Source organism: Micromonospora noduli (assembly GCF_003264365.1).
GTDB lineage: Bacteria > Actinomycetota > Actinomycetes > Mycobacteriales > Micromonosporaceae > Micromonospora > Micromonospora noduli.
On record NZ_PYAK01000127.1, the window covers coordinates 1 to 2298 of the forward strand.

Genomic DNA, 2298 nt, shown 5'->3' on the forward strand with positions numbered 1-2298 from the left:
CCGCGCGCTGCGCGGGCACCCCGCCGCCCGCCGGGCTCACCGCCGTCGGCAGCGCCAGCCGCGCCTCCCCCGCAGGCAGTTGGGGGTACGCCCCGACCCCCGCCCGCCCCGGCGCGCCGGCGGGTTCCCCGTCCCCGGTTCCGGGTGCGGTGGGAGGAGGCGTCGGAGCGGGGGCAGGGGGTGGTTGGTCGACACCGATGGCTCGGCCGAGCTGGTCGAGGCGCTGGCCCTGGGCGGTCAGCCGCTGCTGGAGGTAGTCGGCGGCGGCGTGCAGGTCGCGGCGGCGCGCGGACTCGGCGGCGGCGTGCTGTTCCCTGGCGCGGTGCTGCGCGGAGAGTTGCCGGGCCAGCGCCGCGTACTCCTCGAAGGACACTGTCACCGCTCCCCGTCGGGGTCGTGCCCGTCGCCGACGAACGGGACAATCAGCCGGGTGCGCTGGTCGTGCCGGTCGATCAGCAGCGCCCGGTCGGGGCGGGGCGTGTAGGCCAGGTCGTGCGCTCCGAGGTGCAGGGCCAGCTCGGCGCCGGGCACGTTGAGCGCGACCAGGCAGGCGACGTCGTCGCGGTTCTGGGTGCCGCCGAGGTCGTCGGCGAGCCGGCGCAGCCCCCGCCACCAGCCGAGCAGGTGCACCCCCTGCCCGGGGCCCTGGCGCAGGACGGTACGCAGGTCGTCCAGGCCGGAGCGGAACGTGCCGGGGTCGGTGGCCCCGAGGACGGACGCGGCGGCGTCCATGCCGAACACCACAAGGTATTCGCGGCCGGTGGGTTCGGCGGCCAGCGCGGCGATCCGGTCGCGCAGCCCGGCCACGTCGAGGCGGTGCACCGGGTGGCCGGCGGCCCGCAACAGCGCTTCGGTGTCGTCGGCGACCGGGTCGGCGACGGTGACCAGGCAGGCCAGTTGAAAGCGGGCATCGCCGGGGGTGTGCTGGCGGGCCAGGCTGAGCGTCGCGGCGCGCAGCACGTCCGCGCCGGTCGGTGCGGTGCCCACCACGGCGAGGTGCCGGCCGGGGGTGGTGTCCATCAGGAACAGTGCGGTGGTGCCGTGCACGTCGACGGTTCGGCCGACCAGGGCCATCGGGCGTCGACCACCGGGGCGCAACCCGGCGAACGTGCTGTCGTCCTCGATCCGCGCGGCTTCGTACCCCTTGAAGACCGCTGGGGCCCGCGAGCCCGGCGGGCGGGCCTGCCACAGGTCGTGGCGCAACGCGGCGAGGTCGGCAGCGGCGGCGTGCGCGTCGGGGAAGCGCAGCACGGTGTCGGCGCCGACCGCGCCGGCGGCGGTGTTGACCACGGCGGAGCCGACCGGCAGGGCCGAGGCGGCGTCGTTGAGCTGGTCGAGCACCCCACCGCCGCCGGGCAGCGCCACCCGCAACGCGAACTGCCCGAAGATCGCCTCGGCCCGCCCGTAGAGGGCTTCGATGCCGGTCATGCTCTGGCTGGCGAGCACCAGGTGGATGCCGTACGAGCGGCCCTTGCGGGCCAGCTCCTCCAGCAGGTCGACCGACTCGCGGGCCAGCGCGTCGTTGCCGGCGAGCAGCACGTGGAACTCGTCGATGACCGTCACGATGCGCGGCAGCGGATTGTCCCGGGGCAGGTCGGCGAGCTTGGTGACGCCGTGCCGCTTGAGTGCGGTGGCCCGGCGTTGCGCCTCCCGGCGCAGCTCGCGCAGCACGGCGAGACCGTACTCGCGGTCGGACTCGATGCCGACCGCGCGGGCGTGCGGCAGCCAGGACGGGTCCCGGCCGGTGGGCACGAACTCGGTGAAGCTCACGCCCTCCTTGAAGTCGAGCAGGTACAGCTGCAACTCGGCCGGCGGGTAGCGGGCGGCCAACCCGTAGAGGACGTCGAGGAGGAAGACGGTCTTGCCGGCGCCGGTGCGCCCGCCGACCAGCCAGTGCGGGGTGGCATCGTCGAAGGCGAGCGTCAGCGCGGTGCCGAAGGCGCCACCGCCGCCGGCCCGGCCGATCACCGTACGCAGGCCGTTGCCTGCGGACTCGGCCCAGCGCCGTTCGGGCAGCAGGTCGGTGAAGGGCAACGCGTCGGCGCGACGGGTGGCGGTGCCGAGGTGCTCGGCGAGCGCGCGTACCGAGGCGGGCGGCGGGTCGCCGTCGAGCAGGACGGGTGCGGCGAGCCCGCTGCCGTCGGCGCTGAACGGGTTGCCGGGTGGGTCGCCGACGTGCGCGTACCCCTGGTTGAGCCGCACCGCGGTGGTGCCGCCCAGCGGCGGCGCGGTCTCGCCGGGCAGTCGGGACGGGTGGCCGGCGAGCAGCACGCACACGGCGGCGGCCTGGCCGGCGTG

At 76.2% G+C, this 2298-nt stretch carries 1 protein-coding gene and 1 pseudogene; both read right to left on the reverse strand.

The features are described from left to right. Positions 1-373, reverse strand: a pseudogene (locus GUI43_RS33205) (hypothetical protein); the annotation flags it as partial. A 2-nt stretch (positions 374-375) separates the two neighbouring features. Then, positions 376-2298: FtsK/SpoIIIE domain-containing protein (locus GUI43_RS33210; protein ID WP_112700718.1), on the reverse strand; the 1923-nt coding region annotated here is incomplete at its 5' end.